This window comes from Arcobacter sp. s6, from assembly GCF_040884245.1.
Classification (GTDB): Bacteria; Campylobacterota; Campylobacteria; order Campylobacterales; family Arcobacteraceae; genus Aliarcobacter.
Genome location: NZ_JBEVTN010000008.1, coordinates 1 through 22,364, shown reverse-complemented (window position 1 = coordinate 22,364; position 22,364 = coordinate 1). Strand labels below are relative to the sequence as shown.

Below are 22,364 nucleotides of genomic sequence, written 5' to 3'. Positions count from 1 at the left end.
TTCAAACATTTATCATGGTTCCCATATTCCAAATAGGCATAAATATTGCCAATACAATCCAAAGTATTAAAGCCATCATTATAATCAAAAATATAGGCTGTATTAAAGACGTTAGTAAATTCATTTTATCATAAAATCTATTTTTATAAATCTTTCTTATTTCATCTATAGTAATACTCAAAGAGTTTGAGATCTCTCCTGTATTTATAAGATTTAAAACTATATCATCAAATATATTTGTTTTTGAAAAAGAGTCATTGATACTTTTTCCATTTTGCAATAAGTTATCAATTAATCTTATTTTATCTAACAAATATTTGTTTTTTAATAAAATCTTTGAAGAAATAAATGCTTTATGAAATTCATAATTTGATTTTAACATTATATCTATTACTAAAAACAGTTTATAAAGTTGCATATTTAAATAAACATCTTTAACTAAAAATATTTTTTCAATTAAAAGTTTATGAATTAAATATTCAAAATTCTTATTATATTTATAAAAAGATATAAACCCTAAAGCAAATACTAATAAAAACAAAAAAATTAAGTAAGCATAGTTTTCTAAAATATATTGAGTTTTCAATAATATTTCAGTAGCTAGAGGCAATTGATTTTCACTTTGCTCAAAAATCATTTTAAACTTTGGAATAACAAATGTAAAAATTGATATTAATGAAATAAAAAAACTAATAATTAAAATTATTGGATATGTTATTGCTTTTATAAAACTCTTTTTAATTTGGGAATCTTCAGTTAATAATTGACTCAAAGCTTTCATGTTTGAAGATAGATTTCCATAGGTTTGAGATATTTCTAAAAAAGACAAAACTATATGATTAAGCTTGAAATTATCTAGATTTTCACTTATTGATTTTCCATTTGATAAACTATATTTAATAGCTCTTAGAAATTCTAGGATATTTTTGTCTTTTTTATTTTTTATCAAAATATCTAGGGCATCATTTATATTGATATTAGCTTGTAACATCAAGTTTAATTCATAAAAAAGTAGGTCTAATTTTTTATCACTTATTCTTTTTTTATTAAAATAGTTTAAGTCAAATGTTTTTTTATACTCTTCTATACTAATTATATTTCTAGGAAGTTTCTCATTTGAAATATTACTACTCTCAATTATAATTTCTTTTATGAAACTTGCATCTTGATATTTTATTTTATATTTTTTCATTAGTACGATATTACTTTATAAACTTCATCTAAAGATGTAATATTTTCTTCAACTTTTTGTTTCCCATCATCTAACATTGTCTTAAAATTTATAGTTTTCAAATAATCTTTTATTTCATTTATATCAGATTTTTTAAATATAAAAGAAGATATTTTCTCATCAATTCTTAGAATTTCAGCAATATTTGATCTATCATAATATTTTGTAAAATTACATTTTTCACATCCATTTGCTTTACAAAAATTACAATAATTCAAAACTAACCTTTGTGCCATAATAAGCTTCAATGTACTAGAAATCAAAAAAGGATCTGCATCTAAATCTACGAGCCTAGAAATAGTCTCAACGGCATTATTAGCATGAATACTAGCAATTACTAGATGTCCAGTAAGAGATGCTTGAAGGGCAATATCTAGGGAAAATTTATCTCTAATTTCTCCAATAAAAATCACATCTGGATCTTGTCTTAGAATATTTTTTAATACAAGTTCAAAACTAAGTCCAATTTTATTGTTTATGGCAACTTGGCAAATTGAATCAATCTTATATTCAATTGGATCTTCAACGGTAATAATCTTTTTTTCTTCACTATCTAACTCTTTTAAAATAGAATATAAAGTTGTAGTTTTACCACTTCCAGTAGGTCCTGAAATCAATATCAAACCTTGAGTTAGTTTTAATGATTCATTTAAAATTTCAAGTAAATTTGAAGATAATCCTAAAGTTCTTAGATTCTTATTTATATTTTTATTATCTAAGACTCTTAAAACAATTGACTCAGAATCAATTGTAGGCATAGTTGAAACTCTAAAATCAAAATTCTTTTCATTTATAAGTAATGAAAATCTTCCATCAAGGGGAATTCTAACTTGAGTAATATCTAAGTTTGAAATTAATTTGATATAAGAAGAAATATATTTAAAGAAATTATATTCAAAAGCAAAGAAAGTTTTTAATCTTCCATCAACTCTAAATTTAAATAAAATTAAATCCATGTATCTTTCAATATGAATATCACTAGCTCGTAATTCAACTGAAAAAAGCAATAATTCTTCTAAAAAATCACTTATATATTTCTCAAAACTATTTTGAAAAATCGACTTAGAAGCCAAATCAAATAAAGCTATTTTTTTATCAAGATTACTTAAAATAAACAAAAGTTCAAGCTCATTAATCTCTTGAAAACTAATCAATTTATCAAAATCATCTTTTACTGTTTCTAATTTTGAGCTATTACAAACTGCAACTTTTAAATAAATATTATCCTCATAAATGGGTATAATTTTATTTTTGGTGAAATAATCTATACCATACTTATCAAATAAGGAATAATCAATAAATGTTTTTAAGATACTCTTCATTAGCTAACTCCAATCTTATTTTTTTATTTTTATTTTCTAGAATAATAGAATTTCTATTGATTTCATCAACTTTAAATCCATCAATTTCTTCACCTTCTTTTAACCAAATATCATTTATTAAAATATATTCAGCAATTATTGCTTTTAGTTCATAGTTATTTTGAGGAATTGGTATTTTACTTATCTCAATTTCTTTTGGCTTCTCAAAATTCTCTTTAACAATAGGTTTAATTTTCTCAATTCTTTTTATATAAAATTTATTTAAATCAATTTTTAAATGAAAGAAATATGTATTTAAATCTTTCTTTTCATACATGGTGATTAAATTAATTTTTGTAAAACTATTTATATTTTCAATTTCATTTATAAATAAAGGAAGCTGTTTTATGTTACTTTCTATTTTTAAATCAACAATATTATTCTTGTTGTTTAAAGAAAGAATTTCTATATTGTTTTTTTTTGCACTATTTTCAAGTTTTGAAAATAATTCTAAAAAAGAACCTTGAAACTTTTTGTTTTCATACTCTTTAAAATTTATTTTATTTTTTGTTAAAATTGGCTTTTCTGTAAAAATTAAGCCATTTGAGAGATAATACAAAAGATATAAAAGCATAAGAGGCAAAATATATAACTCTACTTTTGTTTTTAATGACAAATTGATAAATTTATTATTTATATAAGTTAACATAAGCTGTTACCTCATATAATTCTTTTTTTTCATCAAAATATATTGATGATGAAATTAAACTTTTTTTATACTCTTTTAAAAATAAATATAAATTTGCTTTAATTTGGGAATTTAGAATAATTTTTATTTTAGGTTTTTTATATTCAAAAGATATTATTTGTAAACTATATTTTTTTATATTTTCTAAGATTCCATTAAAATCATTTTCTAGACTTATAAAAGTGTGTTCTTTTTTAAACTTTTCATAATTTATACTTTGATTTTGTATTATTGGATTTTCAGTTTTTTGTGAGTTGTTTTGTTCTATATAATATATACAAATATATATCAATAAAAAAAGATAAATTATATAAAATATAAAACTATTATCTTTTTTCTTATTTATATTTTTTAAATTACTCTTTTTATTTTTTTGAGAATATTTATTTTTTAATTCTTCTAATTCCTCTTTTTGAATTCTTTTATAATTATTTACCTTTGTATTAAACTTTTTATTTATAAAATCAAGGAATTCTTCGATTGTTAAAGAAAACTCAATAGCTTGGTAATAATAAAAAACACCATTTTTATATAAACAAAAAAACTCATCGGTAAGATATAAATCTAATCCTTCACTAATATCATCATAAAAAAGTTCAAATACTTGAAATTCAGCTTTTGAGGATTGATTATTTATAAGAATTACTTGATACTGTTTTAACTCCTGCAAATATGTAGCATAAATTAAATCAGTACTTGAGTATTCTTTATTATTTAAATTTAAAGATGTTAAAACAAAGTTTTTTAAACTATTATTGTCTATTTCTTCTGAAACATCCAACTCAAGTGAAAAAATTTCTTCTGTTGAAATATAATTTATCATAAAGGAATCCATTTATATAATTTTTTTAGTTATTAAAAATTATACAATAAAGAACTTAAGGCTAGATATAAAATAATATTTTTATTTATTTAATTGTTATTGATTCTTTATTTAGAAGGTGAAGAGGAAAACCTCTTCTTTTAGAAAGTTACGTCGTAACCTAAATCTTTTAAGCCTTGTTTATCTTTTGTCCAACCTTTTTTGATTGAAACAAAAAGTTCAAGATAACATTTTTTACCAGTTAATTTTTCAATTTTTTCTCTTGCATCTTTCCCAATTCTTTTAATTGCAACTGCATTTTTTCCAATAATCATACCTTTTTGAGTAGATTTTTGAACAATAATAGTAGCTTTTACAACATCTACATTATCTTTTTCTTCAACTTTATTAATTAAAACATCTGTTTCATAAGGAATTTCATCTGAAATATTTTCAAAAATTGATTCTCTAATAAATTCTTTAAATAAATCTCTCATATTTTCAGTAGTCATAATTTCAGGGTCAAATAGATATGGATGAACAGGTAAATGTTTTACAACATCATTTAAAATATCTGATTGTTTAGTCTGTTTTTTAATTGAAATTGGAATAATAGCTTCATATTTATCACTATATTTCTCATATTCTTTGATTTTTTCTAGAACTTCTGCATTTGATACAAAATCTATTTTTGTAAGAAGTAAAATATGTTTTACATTTTTTTTATTCTTAACTAAAAAATCTTCATAATATGAAACCTTATCTGTAATAGGTGCTAAAAATAGAATTAAATCACAATCACCCATCGCTTTTAATGCTTCATCAAGCATAAATTGATTTAATAATTTTTCAGTTTCGTGAATTCCTGGTGTATCTACAAATACAATTTGATCATCATTGTGCATTACAATAATATTTGATCTCTTTCTTGTAGCATTTGCTTTGTGAGAAACCATCGCAATTTTTTCACCAACAAGCCAATTTAATAATGAACTTTTACCTGCATTTGGTCTTCCTACTACTGATACATATCCGCATTTTGTCATTTTATCCCTTTGTAATCAATACGAAGTTTTTCTTCGTAAAATCTAATTTTTCTAAATTATACTATAAAATTATGATATTTAAAATTAGAGTGATAAATTGAGATTCCAAAAGTATAATTTATCTTTTCCTAAAACTTAAACTTTCCAATAAATCATTTTTTGTAATAATTTCATTGTTATTTAAATCAGCAATAGTTCTTGCAACTTTCAAAACTTTATTTATACTTCTAAAAGATAGTTGGTAATTTATTCTTGCTTTTTGTAAAATACTTTGGGAATCGGAATCTAAAACACAATATTTTTTTATATCCTCATCTCTTAGCTTACCATTTAATTCACTCTGCCCTCTTTGTTTTTGTTTTATAAATGCATTTATTACTTTTTTATGTAATTCCTTTGAACTTACAATATTTTTATTATCAGAAAAACTATCATTCATAACAACATATAAATCTATTCGATCTAAAAAAGGCTCACTCAATCTTCCTTTATATCTTTGAATTTCCATTTCATTACATCTACAATCTTTTACACTTGAAAGCAAATTTCCACAAGGACAGGGATTCATAGCTGCAATGAAAATAAATTTTGTTTCATACATGATTTTTGTATTAACTCTTGAAATCAAAATTTTATTATCTTCTAAAGGTTCTCTTAATGCTTCTAAAATTGATTTTGAAAAATGGGGCAATTCATCGAAAAATAAAATACCGTTGTTACTAAGAGCTATTTCTCCCATTTTTGCATTTGAACTTCCTCCTCCAAAAATTGAAGATTTAGTTGAACTATGATGAGGACTTCTAAATGCACGAATTGGTAAAAAATCTACTTCTTTATAATCCAATGACTGAAGTTTTGCTTTTTCTAAGATTTCTTCTAGATTCATAGGCGGCATAATATATTTTAATCTTTTTGAAATCATTGATTTACCACAACCAGGACTTCCTTCAAAAATTATATTATGACAACCAGCAGAACTTATTACAGCAGCATTTTTTGCTATATCTTGACCTATGACATCTTTAAAATCATCTAAATAGTTTGTATCAAAATAATACTCCATTTCATTTATTTTTAATATCTTATATTCTAATGGGTTTTTCTTATATAAGAATTCTTCTTTTTTAGTTGATTTAATAAAATTAATAGCATCATCTAAATTTTTAACACAATATATTTCTAAATTGGGTATGTTTGAAAGTTTTTTTGCACTTTCTTCACAAACTAAAACTTTTTTTATAAGATTTTTCTTTGTCAAGGATAAAATTATTGGGAATATTGAACTTGTATCTTTGATACTTCCATCAAGTGATAATTCACCGAAAAAATACATATCATTAAAATCAATATTTTTTTGATCATAAAAAGCAATTTGTAAAGCAATAGCTAAATCAAAATGTGTTCCTTTTTTATTTATTTCAGATGGTGAAAGGTTAACTGTTATTTTTAAAGGAGGAAATTTAAATCCATTTATTAAAAGAGCAGATTTTACTCTATCTTTAGATTCACTAATACTCGTACTAACCATTCCAACAATTGTAAATGAGGGCAAACCCTTGGTAAAAGTGGATTCTACATCAATACTTATTGCATCTATTGTATCTAAAGAGGCCGATTTTATAATTTTCATATTTTACCCTTTTAAAAATAATATTTTTTATTATATATTAAAGAGCCTTAAATAAAATATACTCTATTTTAACTTCACTTGCTATAATATGGAAAAAGTATAGGAATTTTAACTTATGTCATCACTTACAAATTGCCCTGAATGCAATCATGAAATACTATCAAGACTTGGAACTGTTTGCCCTAAATGTGGTTATACTATTGGATATTTTAATGGAGATAGAAAAAGAAAAGTATATGGAAAGTTTTTTGCATTAACAGTTTTTACACCATTTATATCACTTATCACAATATTATTTGCTTCACAAAACAAGTATACAATGATAATTGGAACACTTATTTATCTATTTTTAGCTGTAAAATCTTGTCCTTTATTATTTAAAGAAATTTTCTTTACAAACTTTGAAAAATTGTTTTTTTGGTTAATCTGGATTGTAGCAAATAGTATAATGTTTTCTTTGATATTTAACATATCACAGAAGGGATTTGAATAATAAAAAAGAAATAAAGGATAAAAAATAAATTATTTTTTATCTTTTAACTTCTTTTTCCACTCTTTTTCAAACTTCTTTCTTTTTATTATTGATAAATTTTCAATAAATAAATGACCTGCAAGATGTTCCATCTCATGTTGCCACGCAACTGCTAAAAAATCTTCACATTCCATTGTCTGTTTTTCACCAAATCTATTGAAATACTCAACTATTATATGTTGTGCTCTTGTAACATCTTCGCTAAAACCAGGAACACTTAAACAGCCCTCAGTAAATATTTGAGTTCCATCTTTATGAGTGATTACAGGATTAATAGCTTCAATTAAATCATTTTTGTCTTGAATATCTTCTTCATTTGGTAAATTGATTATCAAAACATTCAATGGGATTGCAACTTGAATTGCTGCTAATCCAACACCACTTTGAGCCATCATTGTTTCATACATATCATCTAAAAGAGTGTGCAGTTTGGAATCAAACTGCTCCACATCTTTTGATTTTAATCGAAGTAATTTGTTTGGATAAGTTATAACTTCTCTAATCATAGCAATTCTTATTTATGTTTAGTTATAACTTCGTCAATTAAACCATAAGCACAAGCTTCATCAGCACTCATAAAATTATCTCTCTCTGTATCTTTTTCAATAGTTTCAATAGTTTTTCCAGTTTGTTCTGCAATCATTGCATTTAAACTATCTTTCATTCTTTGAATCTCTTTAGCTTGAATTTGAATATCAGTTGATTGACCTTGAGCACCACCTGATGGTTGGTGAATCATTATTCTAGAATTAGGAAGAGAATATCTCTTTCCTTTTACTCCAGCTGATAATAAAAATGCACCCATAGATGCTGCTTGTCCTATACAAATAGTACAAACATCAGGCTTGATATAGTTCATAGTATCATAAATTGACATACCACTTGTAATTACTCCACCTGGAGAGTTTATGTATAAATAGATATCTTTATCTGGATCTTCAGCTTCAAGAAAAAGTAACTGAGCAACAATAGTTGAAGCTACAGCATCATTTACTTCTCCACTTAACATAATAATTCTATCTTTAAGAAGTCTTGAATAAATATCGTAACTTCTTTCCCCTCTACCGCTTTTTTCAACTACATATGGTATATAACTCATATTCATTCCTATAATTATTTTCCTAATTTTTCATCTAATAATTTAGAGATAACTTTCTCTTCAATCATAGACATTTTAATAGCTGGTAAGTATCCAGCTTCTTGATATTGTTTCACAACTTCTTGTGGGTTTTGTCCCATTTGCATTGCTTCATAATAAAGAACTTGCATAACTTCTTGATCACTTACTTGAACATTTTCAGCTTTTGCTAAAGAATCAATTATAAAAGTAGCTTTAACAGAATTAACTGCATCTTCTTTTAATTCATTTCTGATTTCTTCAACTTTTGCAGGATCTTCTTGTAAAGCTTTAATTTCATCTTCACCCATTGATCTTACTTTATTATTTAAAGCATAATTGATTTCTTGATCAACTACAGAATTTGGTAATGCAAATTCTATTCTCTCAACTAAAGTTTCTAAATATGCAGGTTTTAATTCTTCTCTATAATATTTACCCATAGCTTCTGATTTCATTTGCTCTTTAATTTTTTCTCTTAACGTATCAATAGTTACATTTTCTTCATTTGGTAGCATTTTTTGTGCAAATTCATCGTTTAACTCTGCTGCTGCTTTTTCTTGAATTTCATGTAATGTTACTTTAAAAGTAGCCTCTTTACCTGCTAAGTTTTTAGCTTGGTAAGACTCAGGGAAAGTTACAATGATATCTTTTTGTTCTTCATATTTCATACCAATAACTTGCTCTTCAAATCCAGGAATAAATGAACCAGAACCTACATGCAATGGATATTTCTCAGCTTTTCCACCTTCAAATGCAACACCATCAACAAAACCTTCAAAATCAATAACAGCATGGTCACCATCTTTTACAGCTCTTTTTCTAGCAATTTTTGCTAATGGAGCAGATGATTTAGAGATTTCTTCTAATCTAGCATCAATATCAGCTGCATCAATTTCTTTTTCTGCAACTTCTGGAAGTAAAGATTTATAATCACCTAAATCAATAGCTGGTTTACAAGCAATTGCAATTTCAACTTCAATTGAACCATCTTCTTTTTTATCAAATTTAGAAATATTTGGCTCACCAATTAAATCTTCACTTGCAATTGCTAATTCTTTGATACCATCATTTAAAACTTTTCTTAAAGCATCACCTTCAGCATCTTCTCTTAATTTTTCAGCAAATCTTTGCTTAATAACAGTTACAGGAACTTTTCCTTTTCTAAAACCTTGAACATTCATAGTTTTTGCAGCTTGTTTAGCTACTTTGTCTAAATTTGATTCAATTGTTTCTTTTGTAACTGTAGCAGTAATAACTGCATTTGCTCCATCAACTCTATTTGCGTTAAATTCCATTAAATTTACTCCGATTGTTATAATTTTAACAGTGATTTTATCTAAAAACAACTAAGCATTTACTAAAATACTCTTTTTAAAGGAGTTTAGATTGTATTTTATCTACTTGAATGTACTTTTTTTGATGTTAATACCTAGTTTTGTACTGATGTATTTTATAGTTACAAAAAAAAGTAAGCTAGACACTTATTTCTCAAAGAAGGCCTTAGAAAAACTAAGCGTTTCAAATCAATACTTTTCCAATAGGTCTAGAAGTATAACTCTATTTTTGGCTTTAATTTTTATGATTATTGCCCTTGCAAGACCTGTTACAAATGAAAAAATCAATGATGTGGAATCTGAGTTAAATGCTGTTGTAATAGCAATTGATGTTTCAAAGTCAATGAATGCCATTGATATTTATCCGAATAGACTAGAATTTGCAAAAAGAAAACTATTAGATATTATTAATACTTCTAAAACAGAAGCAATTGGCGTTATTTTATTTGCAAAAACATCTTTTTTACTTTCTGCTGTTACTCAAGATTTTTCTTCATTAAAACTTTTAATAAATAATCTTGATACAGGAATAAATTTTGACAATGGCACAAATATATTTTCAACCTTAGAAACAACTCAAAAGCTTTTAAAAGATTATTCAAGTAAAAATCTAATTTTATTAACGGATGGTGGTGATAATGAAAACTTTGATAGTGAAATTAAATTTGCAAATGAAAATAAAATAAACATATATACTCTGGCACTTGCTACGCCTCAGGGTTCAGTAATAAAACTAAATGATGGAAATTTCTTGACAAACAAAGATGGCGATATTGTAAATGTGAAATTAAATGAATCAATAAAAGAATTAAGTCTTAAAACGAATGGTGGGTATATAAACTATTCCCTTGATAATGATGATATAAACCAAATATTAAATGATATAAATTCAAAATCACAAAAAGAAAAATTTGATAATGCCAAATATAAATCATATATAGAACTATTTTATTATCCACTAGCTCTTGGTATTTTTTTACTTTTAATTGCCTTTTCTTCTTTACCAACTTTAAAAAAAAATAAATCATCCCTTTCAATAGTTTTTTTATCATTGATTTTTACTTCAAATTTAAATTTAAATGCATCTTCTATTTTAGATTTTAATACTATAAAAGAAGCAAAAAAAGCCTATGAAAATAATAAATTTGATAAATCATCTAATGAATTTAAAAAATTAGATTCTAATGAATATAGAGATTATAATCTTGCAAATTCATATTACAAAGAAAATAAATTTAAAGAAGCTATTGAACTTTATAAAAACATAGAAACTTCAAATAATGATTTAGGGTTCAAAAAATTACATAATTTAGGTAATTCATATGCACAAAATAAAGATTTCCAAAATGCAATAAATAGCTATGAAAAAGCATTAAAACTTAAAAATGATAAAAATACAAAAGAAAATTTAGACTTAGTAAAAAAATTATTGGAAGATCAAGATAATAAAAATAAAGATGAGAATCAAGACAAAAAGCAAAATGATGAAAAGCAAAAAGAAAATAAAGAGAAACAAGAAAAACAAAAAGAAAATGATTCTAAAAAATCTGATAATAAAGAAAATAAAAATCAAGAAAAATCACAAAAAGAACAAGAAAAACAAAGAGAAGAAGATATTAGAAAACAAAATATTATGTCTGATTATGAAGAACAAAAATGGCTAAAAGAATTAGAAAATCAAAAAACAAATTCTTTACTAAAAAAAATGGAATCTTCAAATGAAGATTCCATTTCTAAACCATGGTAAATCAAAAGACTAATAATCTTTTGATTTTCTCATTTGTAAAAGTTCTTTTTGAACAGAAATATTAACAGTTTCGTTTGGATCAAAATCTAATGAATAATTTCTTCCATCATAATCAACAGAATTTAAAATTATTTTCATAGCCTCAAGTCTTGCTTTATGCTTATCATCACTTCTTACAATATGCCAAGGGGCAGCACGAGAAGTTGTTCGTCTTAGCATTTCATATTTTTTTTCAGAAAATTCATCCCATAAATCCTGAGCTTGCATATCAACTTCTGAAAATTTCCATTGTCGCAAGGGATCTTCTATTCTTCTATCAAATCTTCTTTTTTGCTCTTCTTTAGAAACTGAGAAATAAAGTTTAATCAAAATCATTCCTTGTCTTACTAAATCTTGCTCAAAATTAACCACATCTTCCATAAAAATTTCATGCTCTTCAGGTGTACAAAATCCAAAAATTGGCTCAACCATTGCTCTATTATACCAAGATCTATCAAATAAAACTATTTCGCCACCTGTTGGAAAATGTTCAATATATCTTTGTAAGAACCATTGGTTTTTTTGTGTATCATCAGGTTTACCAAGAGCTACAATTCTGTAATGTTTATTGTTCATATATCTTGTGATTCTTCTAATAGCACCACCTTTTCCGGAAGCATCTCTTCCCTCAAAAAGAATAATCATTCTTTTATTTTCTTTTTCTAAATAATTTTGAAGTTTTATAAGCTCAATTTGATATTTTTTTAAAGCATCCAAATCATGAATTTTTTGAATACCTTCTGCTAAAACTTCTGGTTTTAACTTATGATAATCACCTAATATAGATTTGAAAAAATCATTTTCTTCTTTTAATTTTGCAAATTCTATATTATTTTTTTCTAACACTTTTTTTTCCTGTACTTTTATTTTTTCTTTTGATTTCTCAACTGATTGTTTTATTGCTACTTCAACTACTGCTTCAGCTGGCTCTTCAATTATTGAGTCTTTATATTTTTGCATTAAATCAAATGCATTTTTTACATTTAATTTATCTCTTAGACTATAACCTAAAACTTTTACATATCTTTTTTTATCATGTTGAAATCTAGTAATATACTTTTTCCCATATTTTGGATGGGATTCTTTAGAAACATATAATCCACTATGAGTTGTTATTTCAAAATCACTTAAGTTCATTAGGCTAACCTTGCTAATTTATGGTCTTGTTCCATATTTTCTATTTCTTCAATACCAGTAATTAAAATTTCATTATCAATTTCAAATATTTTATCATCAGTTTTACGTTCATAATCTACATGAGATAGAATATATTTTATGCAATTTAATCTAGCTGCTTTTTTATTATCACTTCTAATTACAGTCCATGGGGCTACGTCTGTATTTGAAGCCATTAACATTGAAAATTTTGCTATTGTATATTTATCCCATAAATTTTGTGATTCTTTATCCACAGGTGAGAGTTTAAACTGTTTTAAAGGATCGATTTCTCTTTTTTTAAATCTTTTTGCCTGTTCTTTTTTAGAAACAGAGAAGTAAAATTTGAACAAAATTATATCTGACTTAACAAGCATTTTTTCGAACTCAGGAACTTCTCTTAAAAATTCATGGTGTTCTTCTGTTGTGCAAAATCCCATTACAGGCTCGACTCCTGCTCTGTTATACCAAGATCTATCAAACATGACTATTTCTCCAGCACTAGGAAGATATTGTGTATATCTTTGAAAATACCATTGTGTTTTTTCAATATCACTTGGTTTTTCTAAAGCTACAACCCTTGCACCTCTTGGATTTAGATGTTCTGTAATTCTTTTGATAGTTCCACCTTTACCAGCAGCATCTCTACCCTCAAAAATCATAAGAATTTTTAGACCTTTTTCTTTTACATAATTTTGAAGCTTTAAAAGCTCAATTTGAAGCTTAGTTAATTCTCTTTCGTAATCTAAAGTTTCTTTTCTAACCCAAATTTGAATCTTTTTCCGTCCATCTTCTTCTTTTTCTTCTAATTTCTCTCTATCTCTATTTTTCTCTTTATAATCGTGCTTTAAAGATTTTTCAGTATCTATTTCTTCCATATCTGAAAATTCATTATCAATTATTTTCCTCTCCTGCCCCATTCATTCTCCTAAGAAAGTCTTACTTTATAATCATTATATCCAAAGTTTTTTATAATTTGGTAAGATTCTTCGTTATGTTTTACAACTATTGATGGTAATTTTATACCATTAAAGGTAGTTGTTTTTACCATTGTGTAGTGAATCATATCTTCAAAAATGATTTTATCTCCAACTTTTAAAGGTTCATTAAAAGAGTAATCTCCAATAATATCACCAGCTAAACAAGTGTTTCCACCCAATCTATAAGTATACTTCTTTTCACCTGCAAGTCCTGAGTTTCTAACCATTGCACGATATGGCATAGCTAAAGTATCAGGCATATGAGCTTCTGCTGATGTATCTAAAATAACTAAATCCATACCATTATTAACAATATCTAAAACAGTTCCTACTAAATAACCCGTTTGCCAACCTATTGCTTCACCTGGTTCTAAATAAACTTTTAAATGTGGGTATCTTGATCTAAAATCTTTTAAAAGCTTAATTAAACCCTCAACATCATAATCAGCTCTAGTAATATGATGTCCACCACCAAAATTTACCCATTTTAATTTATCAAAATATTGTGAGAATTTATCTTCAAAAGCTGCTAATGCACCCTCTAGAGCATCAACATTTTGTTCACAAAGTGCATGGAAATGAAAACCATCTAAAAACTCTAATTGTGATTCATCAAAATTTGCTTTTGTAGTTCCTAGTCTTGAAAATGGTGCACAAGGATTATATAAATCAACATCAACACTTGAGTACTCAGGATTTAATCGAATACCTAAAGAAACTTTTCCATAAGCTTTATCTTTATATCTTTTTAACTGATTAAAAGAGTTAAAAACTAAGTGATTTGATAATGAAATAATTTCATCAATCTCTTCATCTTTAAAAGCAGCAGAATAAGTGTGAACCTCACCTCCAAACTCCTCTTTTGCTAAGATTGCTTCATGAAGGCCAGATGCACAACATCCTTTTAAATACTTTTTGCATAAATCAAAAGTTGACCAAAGAGCAAAACCCTTTAGTGCTAAAAGAATACTAACATCTGCTTCATCTTGAATTCTTTTTAGAAGTATTAAATTTTTTTCTAAAAGTTTTTCTTCACATACATAACTTGGACTTGGTAGTTTATCAAAACTATCTACTATTAAATTATTTGTCTTCAAGTGGCTCAAAATCCTCTTTACTTACACCACAATCTGGACATTCCCAATCATCTGGTAAATCCTCAAATGCAGTTCCTGGTTGAATCCCTGAATCAGGATCACCTATTGCTGGGTCATAAATGTAATCACAAGCTGTACAAATATATTTTTTCACGTTAATTCCTTTTGAATAAATTTAAATTAAGAGATTTTTTTCATAATCAAGGCGAAGATTAAATTTTATGAGAGAGTTTACATTTAGTAAACGACCGATTAAAATTAAATCTTCAACGCAGAGTATGGAAAAAAGAATTAATTTATAATTCTAGGATTTTCCAAGGAAGACCTTGAGTCATCAACTCTTCCATAAATGGTTTAGCATCAAACTCTTCGATATTAAACACACCTTTATCTTTCCAAATACCTTTATAAAGTAATTTAGAACCAATCATTGCAGGAACCCCTGTAGTATAAGAAACTGCTTGCGCTCCTGTTTCTTTGTAACACTCTTGGTGGTCACAAACATTGTAGATGTAAACTTTTTTTGCTTTTCCATCTTTAATACCTTCAATAATACAACCAATATTTGTTTTACCAACTGTTCTTGGTCCTAATGATGCAGGATCTGGTAATAATGTAGTTAAAAATTCAATTGGAGTAATCATCATTCCTTTGTGTTCAACAGGTTCTATTCCTAACATTCCAACATTTTGTAAACAATTCATATGTTGAATATAAGCATCTCCAAATGTCATAAAAAATCTAATTCTTTTTAAACCTTTGATGTTTTTTACAAGTGATTCTAACTCTTCATGATATAAAAGATATGAAGGTTTTACTCCAACTTCTGGATAATCATGATCAACTCTAATTTCAAGTGGCGTAGTTTCAATCCACTCTCCATTTTCCCAATATCTACCATTTGCAGATACTTCTCTTAAATTTATTTCAGGGTTAAAGTTTGTTGCAAATTTATAACCATGATCTCCTGCATTACAATCCATAATATCTATTGTGTGAATTTCATCAAATAAATTTTGTTGAGCATAAGCACAAAATACACCTGTAACTCCTGGGTCAAAACCTGAACCTAAAAGTCCCATTATTCCAGCTTCTTTAAACTGATCGTTTCTTGCCCATTGTTCTTTGTATTCAAACTTAGCTTCGTCTGGATGCTCATAGTTTGCTGTATCTACATAATCAACACCACATTTTGTACAAGCGTCCATGATAGTTAAATCTTGGTATGGTAATGCAACATTTAAAACCATTTTTGGGTTTACTTTTTGGATTAGTTTTACTAATTCATCAACATTATCAGCATCAACAGAAGCTACATCAATTTGTACACCTTGATTTTTTAAAATATCAGCTGCTATTGATTCACATTTTGAAACTGTTCTTGATGCTAATGTAATCTTTTCAAAAGTGTCGATGTTCATTGCACTCTTAACAGTTGCAACTCGACTAACTCCACCTGCTCCGATAATTAAAATACCTTTTTTACTCATTATTCACTCCGATATATTTTATATATTTTTTTATATAATATTGTACTATTTTTAAATATAAGATTCGATAAAATAGTTTCAAAGTACTATATTGATAACATCTTGATTACAAATTAACATTCCTTTAATAATTTGTTATGTAGAATTCACTTTTAAGTTATGGGGATGACTTGGCATCGATTAGAGCAGTGAGTATAAGTTGCATGTCGGCCTGAACATGCCGTTACGCGGTTCTTTTTTTTTAGACGCAAATAATACAAATTACGCTCCAGCTTACGCAAAAGCTGCGTAAGTTTTAACAACTTACTGACTCGCCTTCGGGCTTGAGTCTTTTGGAGACTGGCACTACAGATTCTATCTATGTAGATAAATGCTGGTTCACCCTAGATAGATTATCTTTGAGGAGTTGATTGAAACTCAAAGAGAAATTCCAAATCTTAGCTTTATGATTGCCTGGGGAGTTGAGCTGTTGTAAAGTGAAATTATTCAACTCTGCTAAGCATGTAGACGCTTATATGATCTGTTTTAAGACTGCGGTTCGATCCCGCACATCTCCACCAACCCACTTACAACGCCCACTACATGGGGCTTAATAATCAATTTACAACACCTTTACAATGTCCTTTAAAGCAAACTTTAAGTGAAGACAAACAACCTAAATTAAATGATTTAAGTAATATAAGAAGATATTTAAAGAAACATAATTTATTAAATAGTAAATATTTAAGTAAAAGAAACAATACTTATTATTATGTTTTTTACTTTGAAAAAGACATAAATCAACAATTTTCATTAAAAACACCTGATTTCTTAATTGCTAATATACTAAAATACAAGATAATAAATAATATAAAAGAAGAAATAAGAAAAATGGGAAATGAAGAACTATTCAGTTTAAACCAAAAATTAACAATTTTTGGAACTGACACAACTATAAATATAAATGCTGAGAATGAAGAAGAAAAAGCACTAATAAAAGATATTACTACTAAAACTATAAATAGTATTAAAAAAAGAAGAATTAAAAAAGTTCAAAGTAATATAGAATTAAAAACTACAAGAAAATCAAAAAACAACATTAGAAAACATGTAGACTTATATATAAAGTTTTTAAAATTAACTAATAAAAACAATAAAACAATAGAGGGTTATATAAAAAAAATTGAAGTTTTAATAGATTACTTTAACCATATAAAAGTATTTAATCTAATAGATATAAATAAAAAACATTGTAAAGACTTACAACTATATTTATTAAATACTCCTACTAATCTTAATAAACAAGAAGTATTAAAAGATAAAAATATTTTTGAATTAATTGATAAAAATGATAAAATTTTAGATAAATATGAAAAATTAAATCAAAGGACAGTAGATAACTATATTACAAGATATAAGACTTTATTTAATTACTTTTTAGATAATGATTATGTTTATAGTAATTACTTCTTAACAATCAAAAACTTAAAACAAAAAATTGAAAACTCTATTTCTAATTTTCAAAAAATTGAAAATATAAGAGAACAATTTGACAAAGTAGAAATAGAATTATTATTAGAAAAGATACAAGAAAAAGAGATTAAAGATTTAATTGTTTTTGGAATAATTACAGGTGCTAGAATACAAGAGATACTTAATCTTAAAATAAATGATATTTTAAAAACAAATATAGGTTATTTCATTGATATAAAAAAATCTAAGACTTATAATGGAGTTAGAAAAATACCAATTCATAAAAGATTTAATTTTTTAATAAAAAATTTAATAGAGAATAAGAAAGAAGAAAGTTTTTTATTCTTCAATGATATAACAGACGATAAAAGAGTAGATAAAATACAAAAAAGAACAATGTATCAAATAAGAAAATATATTAAAAATAAAAATAAAGTATTTCACTCTTTTAGAAAAAACTTTACACAAGAATTATACAAAAATAATATAGAAGAGTTATATATTAAACTATTACTAGGACATAGTTTAAAAGGTAATTTATCTTTTAATACTTATAACCTATCTAAAATAGATAATGAAAACTTACAAGAAGAATTAAATAAAGTAAATTTTAAAGACTTATTTGAAAATACAGACTACAACATTAACAGCATAGAACTGTTATCCAATAATAAAAACATTTTATTAAACACAATAAAAGATAATGATATTAAAATGGACTTTTGATTTTAAATATTTTTTATTTGTAATAAAATTATTTTTTGATATAATGGAATCATTAAAAATAAAGGTATTTTATGAAAAAAATTGTTGAATTAAACTTTGGATTCCCTGATGCAGAAAATTATAAGAGAAGAGAAACAAAACAATTGTTTAATACATTGTTTATACAAAATGAATTTTTAGAACAACTATGTCAGCCTGAAATAAGTTTTTTAATTGGAGATAAAGGAACTGGGAAAACTGCCTATTCACTATATCTTGCAAATAACAAATATAAAGATAATTTTGCTTTTAGTAAATTTATTAGAGAAACTGATTATCAAAAATTCATAACATTAAAAAAAGAAAAAAACTTACAACTATCAGATTATACTTCAATATGGAAAGTTATTTTACTTTTATTATTATCAGAAGAAATTTATGATAAAGAACCAAACTTAGATATATTAAAGAATTTTGGAAAATTTAAATATTTACATGATGCTATTCAAGAATATTATTATGAAGCATTTAGCCCTGAAATAATACAAGCTATACAATTTATTGAAGAATCAAATATATCTGCAGAATTATTATCTAAACATGCAACATTAGCAGGAGAAGAAAAAGAAAGCAAAACTTTTGATAAAAATAGATTTCAAATGAATTTATTTTATATACAAAAAAAATTTAAAGATGCAATTAGTAATATTAAGATCAAAAACAATCATATTCTATTCATTGATGGTATAGATATTAGACCAGATAATGTTCCTTTTGAAGACTACTTAGAATGTATTAAAGGTTTAGCCACAGCGGTTTGGGAATTAAATAATGATTTTTTTCCAACTATGAAGGATTGTAAAGGAAGAGCAAGAATAGTCTTATTAGTAAGACCTGATATATTTGAATCATTAGGATTACAGAATCTTAATACTAAAATTAGAAGTAATTCAGTGTTATTAAATTGGGTAACTGAATATAAAGAATACAAAAATTCAAAATTATTTAATATGATTGATAATATTTTAAATTCACAACAAAAAGAAAAGAAAGGATTAGGAGATAGCTGGCAACATTATTTTCCATTTGACGCACATAGAAGTAATCAGTTAAAATTCCAAGAATACACTTCTTTTATACAATTCCTCAGATTTTCATATTATAGACCAAGAGATATAATTACTATGTTAGATTTTTTAAAAGATAATGTTTCTGCTGATATAAATAAAGAAACTTTTGACTTTGAAGATTTTGAAAATAATACTTTCAAAAATAACTACTCTCAATATATTTTAGGAGAAATCAAAGATCAACTTTTATTTTATTACCAACAAGAAGAATATGAATTATTCTTAAAGTTTTTTGAATTCTTAAATGGTCGTCCTGGTTTTAATTATGATGAATATTTAGAAATTTATTCAAAATATTCAAAATATATTGATTCCACTTCAAAAAGTAGACCAAAATTTACAGCTACTGCCAATGAATTCCTACAATTTTTATATGACTTAAATATTATATGTTACATAGAACATTCAAAAGACTTATCAGAAAAATTTATTCACTGGTGTTTTAAAGAAAAATCTTATTCAAATTTATCTCCGAAAATTAAAGAAAATAGAGAATATCAAATATTTTACTCTTTAACAAAAGCATTAAAAATAGGTAAAGAATACTCTGATACTTACTTTGATAATGAAAAAGAATCAATAAGAGATGTAAATTCACTGTCAGATTTTAAAGATAAACTTCAATCTTTAAATATGTCTTAAACACTCCTCCATACTATAAATACTTTTCTCAAATGAGTAAGTTTTTATAGTTTGTAAAATAACCTCATTCATTTCTTTTAAAAATTTCTCATTAGGTTTTGAAGAGTTTATTTTTATAAATTTAGTAAAATTATCAGGAATATATAAAGTCCTAATATTAAAATATTCACTTTCATTTTTAATTATCATTTCCCCTACTCCAAACTCTTTTACATTGATACCTCTTTCTTCTAATGGTTCTTTATCAATAACTGAATGAATACCCTCGTCGCTCTCTGTTTTATGTAATATTCTAAAAATTGTATTATTTTTTATAGAGTTAGAAATACCACTTCCTACACTTGTAAATATTTGAGTAGCATAGAACAATTTAAACCCACTACTCCTAGAAGTTCTAAATAAACTCTCAATAATTTCTTTTGATTTATCTTGTATAATTTTATCAGTTTTATCACTTGCTTTATAGTCCAATATTTCAGCAATTTCATCAAAAAATACATAAATATAATTTGAATTCATTTTTTTCTTATTATACTTTTTTAATAGTTTTTGTCTTGATTTATTTATAATATCTAATCTAACTAATTTTTTATATAATTCTAATCTATTATCTGTATAAGTAAAGATTTTACCAGTCTTTAATTTATCTTCTAAGTTTTGATAAGGTTGGCTTTCTACTCCACCCTTAAAATCTATAAAATTACATTCTTGAATATTATGAAAATTATAAAATACACTAAAAAGAATATGATTTAAAGTATTAGATTTACCACCTCCAGAAGTTCCTAATAAAGCAAAAGAATGAGGTAATTGACTAAACTTTATATATTTAGGAATTCTCTTTTCTTTAAAACCACCCTCAAACCCTAAAAACAATAAATCTTTTTTCATAAAGTCTTTTGGGTTTAATTTGTTTAAATCTTCAATACTTGGAGTTGAGTTTTTAAATCTTACTTTTACTCCAACCTTATCAACTCTTTTTATTTCACAAGAACCCATTTTATTTCTTTGTATCATATTATTAAACTGTTTTAAAAACTTGTCATATTCCATAACTTCACCAGGGACTACATTATAAACATAACCGTCTTTTAACTTCTTTTTTAAATAATAATTTTCTAGCCCATAGTTAGCAAGTTTTCTTTGCTCAAATTTGTTTAAAAAAGTTTTATATATATAGTAAATTACTACTAAAATATTAATAACAATGTATGTTTTAAAAGAACTTAATAAACCCAAAAAATGATTTAATTTATAAATTTGTATCATACTTTTAAAATCTATAATTAAACCATTTAAAATAATTTCAATGTTTATTGAATGTAATTTTATAATATTTTTAAAGATAAGTAAAATTAAAAATGATAAAAAGAATAAAAAAAATAACATTCCTATAAAATACACTCCATTTAAGTTCCCATATTTATCATAAATACCAAACTCATATTTTGTTTTTTTCATAGGTTCAACCTCTTCCATTCTCTACATAATCAATAATCTTTAACCTGAAAAAATTTGAAATATTAAAATATTCTCTATCTTTTCTAACTAATTTTTTAAATTCAAAATATTTATTTATATCTTCATTTTCATATAAATAAATAGTTATTCCTTTTTTCTTATTCATTGTTTCCCCTATCTATTTTTATAATATTAGATTCAATTTTATCTTTTTGAATTTCTTTTAATTGTTCATAACTCATACATTTTTTTTCTTGATTTAAACTAATTTCTATATTATTTTTATTAAATAAACTTGATATAACTAACACAGATAATAAACCAATAACTATATTTTTAAAATTTCTGTTATTTTGTATAAATTCCATTTTTTAACCTTTTAAAATATCTCTAATAATCTTTTATCTAATAATTTAGATAAGTCTTTATAATGGTTATTCAACTCTTCTATTTGATTTTTTAACATTAGATAATCTTCAACACTTTCAATAAATTCTAATTTTTCCAAAAAGATATTATTTAATTCTTCTATATAATGATTTAGCATTTTTTAGCCTTTCATAAGCAAAGAGAAATTTTTTCTCTTTGGTCTTTTATTATTGATTTATAATTAAAGGTTTTTCACTTGAATTATAAAAAGTTCCCATTGTTGAGACGCATGCACTTGGCCACCCAAACGCATAAACACTTGGCCAGTTGAGGAGTTAAAAAGTATTCTTATA

22 protein-coding genes and 1 other RNA gene are annotated in these 22,364 nt (G+C 25.1%); 5 read left to right on the top strand and 18 right to left on the bottom strand.

All coding sequences use genetic code 11. From position 1 onward, the window contains the following. Position 1 precedes the first annotated feature (1 nt). The 6 genes from ABVS04_RS06015 to ABVS04_RS05990 form a co-directional block, all read right to left on the bottom strand. A complete protein-coding gene (locus tag ABVS04_RS06015) occupies positions 2-1,192 on the bottom strand; it encodes a type II secretion system F family protein (protein WP_368029763.1) in 1,191 nt (396 codons plus the stop codon). Continuing rightward, positions 1,192-2,553, bottom strand: a complete 1,362-nt coding sequence (locus tag ABVS04_RS06010; RefSeq protein ID WP_368029762.1) for a GspE/PulE family protein — start codon at positions 2,551-2,553, stop codon at positions 1,192-1,194. Before ABVS04_RS06010 ends, ABVS04_RS06015 begins: the two co-directional genes overlap by 1 nt. Next, positions 2,525-3,241, bottom strand: coding sequence for a hypothetical protein (locus ABVS04_RS06005; RefSeq protein WP_368029761.1), 717 nt, complete (start codon positions 3,239-3,241; stop codon positions 2,525-2,527). Before ABVS04_RS06005 ends, ABVS04_RS06010 begins: the two co-directional genes overlap by 29 nt. After that, positions 3,222-4,103 carry a hypothetical protein gene (locus tag ABVS04_RS06000; protein ID WP_368029760.1) on the bottom strand — a complete coding sequence of 294 codons (882 nt, stop codon included), beginning with the start codon at positions 4,101-4,103 and terminating at the stop codon, positions 3,222-3,224. Before ABVS04_RS06000 ends, ABVS04_RS06005 begins: the two co-directional genes overlap by 20 nt. Positions 4,104-4,243: 140 nt before the next feature. Then, a complete protein-coding gene (gene era, locus ABVS04_RS05995; RefSeq protein WP_368029759.1) occupies positions 4,244-5,128 on the bottom strand; it encodes a GTPase Era in 885 nt (294 codons plus the stop codon). 118 nt (positions 5,129-5,246) lie between these two features. Further along, a complete protein-coding gene (locus ABVS04_RS05990) occupies positions 5,247-6,758 on the bottom strand; it encodes a YifB family Mg chelatase-like AAA ATPase (protein ID WP_368029758.1) in 1,512 nt (503 codons plus the stop codon). A 115-nt stretch (positions 6,759-6,873) separates the two neighbouring features. Here ABVS04_RS05990 and ABVS04_RS05985 point away from each other — a divergent pair, with 115 nt between their 5' ends. Beyond that, a complete protein-coding gene (locus ABVS04_RS05985) occupies positions 6,874-7,251 on the top strand; it encodes a hypothetical protein (protein WP_368029757.1) in 378 nt (125 codons plus the stop codon). A gap of 29 nt (positions 7,252-7,280) precedes the next feature. On the opposite strand, the gene def is transcribed toward ABVS04_RS05985, so the two are convergent. Genes def through tig form a run of 3 tightly spaced genes read right to left on the bottom strand, consistent with a single transcriptional unit; the run spans position 7,281 to position 9,705 of the window. Then, positions 7,281-7,796 (bottom strand): peptide deformylase, encoded by a 516-nt coding sequence (gene def / locus ABVS04_RS05980; protein WP_368029756.1) that lies wholly within the window; start codon positions 7,794-7,796, stop codon positions 7,281-7,283. Between the two features lie 8 nt (positions 7,797-7,804). Further along, positions 7,805-8,389: an ATP-dependent Clp endopeptidase proteolytic subunit ClpP gene (clpP, locus tag ABVS04_RS05975; RefSeq protein ID WP_368029755.1), complete on the bottom strand. Its 585-nt coding sequence runs from the start codon at positions 8,387-8,389 to the stop codon at positions 7,805-7,807. 14 nt (positions 8,390-8,403) lie between these two features. Then, positions 8,404-9,705 carry a trigger factor gene (tig, locus tag ABVS04_RS05970; protein WP_368029754.1) on the bottom strand — a complete coding sequence of 434 codons (1,302 nt, stop codon included), beginning with the start codon at positions 9,703-9,705 and terminating at the stop codon, positions 8,404-8,406. A 268-nt stretch (positions 9,706-9,973) separates the two neighbouring features. Here tig and ABVS04_RS05965 point away from each other — a divergent pair, with 268 nt between their 5' ends. Then, positions 9,974-11,491, top strand: a complete 1,518-nt coding sequence (locus ABVS04_RS05965; RefSeq protein ID WP_368029753.1) for a VWA domain-containing protein — start codon at positions 9,974-9,976, stop codon at positions 11,489-11,491. Between the two features lie 9 nt (positions 11,492-11,500). Here the strand turns inward: ABVS04_RS05965 and ppk2 (ABVS04_RS05960) are convergent, their stop codons facing one another. The 5 genes from ppk2 (ABVS04_RS05960) to ABVS04_RS05940 form a co-directional block, all read right to left on the bottom strand. Continuing rightward, positions 11,501-12,667 (bottom strand): polyphosphate kinase 2, encoded by a 1,167-nt coding sequence (gene ppk2 / locus ABVS04_RS05960; RefSeq protein ID WP_368029752.1) that lies wholly within the window; start codon positions 12,665-12,667, stop codon positions 11,501-11,503. Continuing rightward, on the bottom strand, positions 12,667-13,563 hold the full coding sequence (ppk2, locus tag ABVS04_RS05955; protein WP_368029864.1) for a polyphosphate kinase 2: 897 nt from the start codon (positions 13,561-13,563) through the stop codon (positions 12,667-12,669). Before ppk2 (ABVS04_RS05955) ends, ppk2 (ABVS04_RS05960) begins: the two co-directional genes overlap by 1 nt. Positions 13,564-13,613: 50 nt before the next feature. Beyond that, on the bottom strand, positions 13,614-14,762 hold the full coding sequence (nspC, locus tag ABVS04_RS05950; RefSeq protein ID WP_368029751.1) for a carboxynorspermidine decarboxylase: 1,149 nt from the start codon (positions 14,760-14,762) through the stop codon (positions 13,614-13,616). Next, positions 14,749-14,916: a rubredoxin gene (gene rd, locus ABVS04_RS05945; protein WP_368029750.1), complete on the bottom strand. Its 168-nt coding sequence runs from the start codon at positions 14,914-14,916 to the stop codon at positions 14,749-14,751. Before rd ends, nspC begins: the two co-directional genes overlap by 14 nt. A gap of 142 nt (positions 14,917-15,058) precedes the next feature. Continuing rightward, the gene (locus tag ABVS04_RS05940; protein WP_368029749.1) at positions 15,059-16,252 is read right to left on the bottom strand and encodes a saccharopine dehydrogenase family protein; all 1,194 of its coding nucleotides are present in this window, start codon (positions 16,250-16,252) and stop codon (positions 15,059-15,061) included. A gap of 161 nt (positions 16,253-16,413) precedes the next feature. On the opposite strand from ABVS04_RS05940, the gene ssrA reads away from it, so the two are divergent. From ssrA to ABVS04_RS05925, 3 genes are all read left to right on the top strand, one after another. Next, positions 16,414-16,812: a transfer-messenger RNA gene (gene ssrA / locus ABVS04_RS05935) on the top strand. Positions 16,813-16,834: 22 nt separating this feature from the next. Further along, positions 16,835-18,430: a tyrosine-type recombinase/integrase gene (locus ABVS04_RS05930; RefSeq protein WP_368029748.1), complete on the top strand. Its 1,596-nt coding sequence runs from the start codon at positions 16,835-16,837 to the stop codon at positions 18,428-18,430. Between the two features lie 71 nt (positions 18,431-18,501). Next, entirely contained in the window at positions 18,502-20,181 is a 1,680-nt protein-coding gene (locus ABVS04_RS05925) for a hypothetical protein (RefSeq protein ID WP_368029747.1), read from the top strand. On the opposite strand, the gene ABVS04_RS05920 is transcribed toward ABVS04_RS05925, so the two are convergent. The 4 genes from ABVS04_RS05920 to ABVS04_RS05905 are packed head-to-tail and all read right to left on the bottom strand — an operon-like array spanning position 20,167 to position 22,189. Next, on the bottom strand, positions 20,167-21,642 hold the full coding sequence (locus tag ABVS04_RS05920; RefSeq protein ID WP_368029746.1) for a hypothetical protein: 1,476 nt from the start codon (positions 21,640-21,642) through the stop codon (positions 20,167-20,169). The two genes, ABVS04_RS05925 and ABVS04_RS05920, sit on opposite strands and share 15 nt — an antisense overlap. Positions 21,643-21,646: 4 nt before the next feature. Continuing rightward, on the bottom strand, positions 21,647-21,808 hold the full coding sequence (locus ABVS04_RS05915; RefSeq protein WP_368029745.1) for a hypothetical protein: 162 nt from the start codon (positions 21,806-21,808) through the stop codon (positions 21,647-21,649). Continuing rightward, the gene (locus ABVS04_RS05910; RefSeq protein WP_368029744.1) at positions 21,801-22,010 is read right to left on the bottom strand and encodes a hypothetical protein; all 210 of its coding nucleotides are present in this window, start codon (positions 22,008-22,010) and stop codon (positions 21,801-21,803) included. Before ABVS04_RS05910 ends, ABVS04_RS05915 begins: the two co-directional genes overlap by 8 nt. Before the next feature lie 11 nt (positions 22,011-22,021). Beyond that, positions 22,022-22,189: a hypothetical protein gene (locus tag ABVS04_RS05905; protein ID WP_368029743.1), complete on the bottom strand. Its 168-nt coding sequence runs from the start codon at positions 22,187-22,189 to the stop codon at positions 22,022-22,024. Positions 22,190-22,364: the final 175 nt, after the last annotated feature.

Excerpts from the sequence above, each read along its gene's own strand:
- ABVS04_RS06015 (WP_368029763.1), bottom strand. The coding sequence starts at position 1,192 with ATGAAAAAATATAAAATAAAATATCAAGATGCAAGTTTCATAAAAGAA.
- ABVS04_RS06010 (WP_368029762.1), bottom strand. The coding sequence starts at position 2,553 with ATGAAGAGTATCTTAAAAACATTTATTGATTATTCCTTATTTGATAAG.
- ABVS04_RS06005 (WP_368029761.1), bottom strand. The coding sequence starts at position 3,241 with ATGTTAACTTATATAAATAATAAATTTATCAATTTGTCATTAAAAACA.
- ABVS04_RS06000 (WP_368029760.1), bottom strand. The coding sequence starts at position 4,103 with ATGATAAATTATATTTCAACAGAAGAAATTTTTTCACTTGAGTTGGAT.
- era (WP_368029759.1), bottom strand. The coding sequence starts at position 5,128 with ATGACAAAATGCGGATATGTATCAGTAGTAGGAAGACCAAATGCAGGT.
- ABVS04_RS05990 (WP_368029758.1), bottom strand. The coding sequence starts at position 6,758 with ATGAAAATTATAAAATCGGCCTCTTTAGATACAATAGATGCAATAAGT.
- ABVS04_RS05985 (WP_368029757.1), top strand. The coding sequence starts at position 6,874 with ATGTCATCACTTACAAATTGCCCTGAATGCAATCATGAAATACTATCA.
- def (WP_368029756.1), bottom strand. The coding sequence starts at position 7,796 with ATGATTAGAGAAGTTATAACTTATCCAAACAAATTACTTCGATTAAAA.
- clpP (WP_368029755.1), bottom strand. The coding sequence starts at position 8,389 with ATGAGTTATATACCATATGTAGTTGAAAAAAGCGGTAGAGGGGAAAGA.
- tig (WP_368029754.1), bottom strand. The coding sequence starts at position 9,705 with ATGGAATTTAACGCAAATAGAGTTGATGGAGCAAATGCAGTTATTACT.
- ppk2 (WP_368029752.1), bottom strand. The coding sequence starts at position 12,667 with ATGAACTTAAGTGATTTTGAAATAACAACTCATAGTGGATTATATGTT.
- ppk2 (WP_368029864.1), bottom strand. The coding sequence starts at position 13,563 with ATGGAAGAAATAGATACTGAAAAATCTTTAAAGCACGATTATAAAGAG.
- ABVS04_RS05940 (WP_368029749.1), bottom strand. The coding sequence starts at position 16,252 with ATGAGTAAAAAAGGTATTTTAATTATCGGAGCAGGTGGAGTTAGTCGA.
- ABVS04_RS05930 (WP_368029748.1), top strand. The coding sequence starts at position 16,835 with ATGGGGCTTAATAATCAATTTACAACACCTTTACAATGTCCTTTAAAG.
- ABVS04_RS05925 (WP_368029747.1), top strand. The coding sequence starts at position 18,502 with ATGAAAAAAATTGTTGAATTAAACTTTGGATTCCCTGATGCAGAAAAT.
- ABVS04_RS05920 (WP_368029746.1), bottom strand. The coding sequence starts at position 21,642 with ATGAAAAAAACAAAATATGAGTTTGGTATTTATGATAAATATGGGAAC.
- ABVS04_RS05915 (WP_368029745.1), bottom strand. The coding sequence starts at position 21,808 with ATGAATAAGAAAAAAGGAATAACTATTTATTTATATGAAAATGAAGAT.
- ABVS04_RS05910 (WP_368029744.1), bottom strand. The coding sequence starts at position 22,010 with ATGGAATTTATACAAAATAACAGAAATTTTAAAAATATAGTTATTGGT.
- ABVS04_RS05905 (WP_368029743.1), bottom strand. The coding sequence starts at position 22,189 with ATGCTAAATCATTATATAGAAGAATTAAATAATATCTTTTTGGAAAAA.